This is a genomic window from Kluyvera intermedia (assembly GCF_021440345.1).
Taxonomy (GTDB): domain Bacteria; phylum Pseudomonadota; class Gammaproteobacteria; order Enterobacterales; family Enterobacteriaceae; genus Kluyvera; species Kluyvera intermedia_A.
This window is the reverse complement of sequence record NZ_JAKCNS010000053.1, coordinates 1-3,270: the sequence shown is the minus strand read 5'-3', so window position 1 is coordinate 3,270 and position 3,270 is coordinate 1. Positions and strand designations below refer to the sequence as shown.

2 rRNA genes are annotated in these 3,270 nt (G+C 51.7%); both read left to right on the top strand.

Features of this window, described 5'->3' with window-relative positions:
* Positions 1 to 145 precede the first annotated feature (145 nt).
* Positions 146 to 3,052, top strand: a 23S ribosomal RNA gene (locus LZ634_RS15980).
* 96 nt (positions 3,053 to 3,148) lie between these two features.
* Positions 3,149 to 3,264, top strand: a 5S ribosomal RNA gene (rrf, locus tag LZ634_RS15975).
* The last annotated feature ends 6 nt before the right edge of the window (positions 3,265 to 3,270 follow it).

Below are 3,270 nucleotides of genomic sequence, written 5' to 3'. Positions count from 1 at the left end.
TTTGCTCTTTAAAAATCTGGATCAAGCTGAAAATTGAAACGACACACTGTGTCTGTTCTCCGTAATAAGAACAGATAAGCGGTGTGTTCGAGTCTCTCAAATTTTCGCAACGCGGAATGTTTTACGAAACATCTTCGGGTTGTGAGGTTAAGCGACTAAGCGTACACGGTGGATGCCCTGGCAGTCAGAGGCGATGAAGGACGTGCTAATCTGCGATAAGCGTCGGTAAGGTGATATGAACCGTTATAACCGACGATTTCCGAATGGGGAAACCCAGTGTGTTTCGACACACTATCGTTAAGTGAATACATAGCTTAACGAAGCGAACCGGGGGAACTGAAACATCTAAGTACCCCGAGGAAAAGAAATCAACCGAGATTCCCCTAGTAGCGGCGAGCGAACGGGGAGCAGCCCAGAGTCTGAATCAGCATGTGTGTTAGTGGAACGGTCTGGAAAGTCCGGCGATACAGGGTGATAGCCCCGTACACAAAAATGCATGTGTTGTGAACTCGAAGAGTAGGGCGGGACACGTGGTATCCTGTCTGAATATGGGGGGACCATCCTCCAAGGCTAAATACTCCTGACTGACCGATAGTGAACCAGTACCGTGAGGGAAAGGCGAAAAGAACCCCGGCGAGGGGAGTGAAAAAGAACCTGAAACCGTGTACGTACAAGCAGTGGGAGCACCTTTATGGTGTGACTGCGTACCTTTTGTATAATGGGTCAGCGACTTATATTCTGTAGCAAGGTTAACCGAATAGGGGAGCCGAAGGGAAACCGAGTCTTAACTGGGCGTTAAGTTGCAGGGTATAGACCCGAAACCCGGTGATCTAGCCATGGGCAGGTTGAAGGTTGGGTAACACTAACTGGAGGACCGAACCGACTAATGTTGAAAAATTAGCGGATGACTTGTGGCTGGGGGTGAAAGGCCAATCAAACCGGGAGATAGCTGGTTCTCCCCGAAAGCTATTTAGGTAGCGCCTCGTGAACTCATCTTCGGGGGTAGAGCACTGTTTCGGCTAGGGGGTCATCCCGACTTACCAACCCGATGCAAACTACGAATACCGAAGAATGTTATCACGGGAGACACACGGCGGGTGCTAACGTCCGTCGTGAAGAGGGAAACAACCCAGACCGCCAGCTAAGGTCCCAAAGTCACAGTTAAGTGGGAAACGATGTGGGAAGGCTCAGACAGCCAGGATGTTGGCTTAGAAGCAGCCATCATTTAAAGAAAGCGTAATAGCTCACTGGTCGAGTCGGCCTGCGCGGAAGATGTAACGGGGCTAAACTGTGCACCGAAGCTGCGGCAGCGACACTATGTGTTGTTGGGTAGGGGAGCGTTCTGTAAGCCGTTGAAGGTGGCCTGTGAGGGTTGCTGGAGGTATCAGAAGTGCGAATGCTGACATAAGTAACGATAATGCGGGTGAAAAACCCGCACGCCGGAAGACCAAGGGTTCCTGTCCAACGTTAATCGGGGCAGGGTGAGTCGACCCCTAAGGCGAGGCCGAAAGGCGTAGTCGATGGGAAACAGGTTAATATTCCTGTACTTGGTGTTACTGCGAAGGGGGGACGGAGAAGGCTATGTTAGCCGGGCGACGGTTGTCCCGGTTTAAGCATGTAGGCGGAGAGTTTAGGTAAATCCGGACTTTTTTTAACGCTGAGGTGTGATGACGAGGCACTACGGTGCTGAAGTAACAAATGCCCTGCTTCCAGGAAAAGCCTCTAAGCATCAGGTAACATCAAATCGTACCCCAAACCGACACAGGTGGTCAGGTAGAGAATACCAAGGCGCTTGAGAGAACTCGGGTGAAGGAACTAGGCAAAATGGTGCCGTAACTTCGGGAGAAGGCACGCTGATATGTAGGTGAAGTGGTTTACCCATGGAGCTGAAATCAGTCGAAGATACCAGCTGGCTGCAACTGTTTATTAAAAACACAGCACTGTGCAAACACGAAAGTGGACGTATACGGTGTGACGCCTGCCCGGTGCCGGAAGGTTAATTGATGGGGTTAGCGGCAACGCGAAGCTCTTGATCGAAGCCCCGGTAAACGGCGGCCGTAACTATAACGGTCCTAAGGTAGCGAAATTCCTTGTCGGGTAAGTTCCGACCTGCACGAATGGCGTAATGATGGCCAGGCTGTCTCCACCCGAGACTCAGTGAAATTGAACTCGCTGTGAAGATGCAGTGTACCCGCGGCAAGACGGAAAGACCCCGTGAACCTTTACTATAGCTTGACACTGAACACTGGTCCTTGATGTGTAGGATAGGTGGGAGGCTTTGAAGCGTGGACGCCAGTCTGCGTGGAGCCAACCTTGAAATACCACCCTTTAATGGCTGGTGTTCTAACGTAGACCCGTGATCCGGGTTGCGGACAGTGTCTGGTGGGTAGTTTGACTGGGGCGGTCTCCTCCTAAAGAGTAACGGAGGAGCACGAAGGTTAGCTAATCCTGGTCGGACATCAGGAGGTTAGTGCAATGGCATAAGCTAGCTTGACTGCGAGAGTGACGGCTCGAGCAGGTGCGAAAGCAGGTCATAGTGATCCGGTGGTTCTGAATGGAAGGGCCATCGCTCAACGGATAAAAGGTACTCCGGGGATAACAGGCTGATACCGCCCAAGAGTTCATATCGACGGCGGTGTTTGGCACCTCGATGTCGGCTCATCACATCCTGGGGCTGAAGTAGGTCCCAAGGGTATGGCTGTTCGCCATTTAAAGTGGTACGCGAGCTGGGTTTAGAACGTCGTGAGACAGTTCGGTCCCTATCTGCCGTGGGCGCTGGAGAATTGAGGGGGGCTGCTCCTAGTACGAGAGGACCGGAGTGGACGCATCACTGGTGTTCGGGTTGTCATGCCAATGGCATTGCCCGGTAGCTAAATGCGGAAAAGATAAGTGCTGAAAGCATCTAAGCACGAAACTTGCCCCGAGATGAGTTCTCCCTGACTCCTTGAGAGTCCTGAAGGAACGTTGAAGACTACGACGTTGATAGGCTGGGTGTGTAAGTGTAGCGATACATTGAGCTAACCAGTACTAATGAACCGTGAGGCTTAACCTTACAACGCCAAAGATGTTTTGGTGAAAAGAGACATCGATAATCAGCTTGATACAGATAACATTGACCGGCTAAACAGCGGGTTAATAACAGAATTTGCCTGGCGGCAGTAGCGCGGTGGTCCCACCTGACCCCATGCCGAACTCAGAAGTGAAACGCCGTAGCGCCGATGGTAGTGTGGGGTCTCCCCATGCGAGAGTAGGGAACTGCCAGGCATCAAA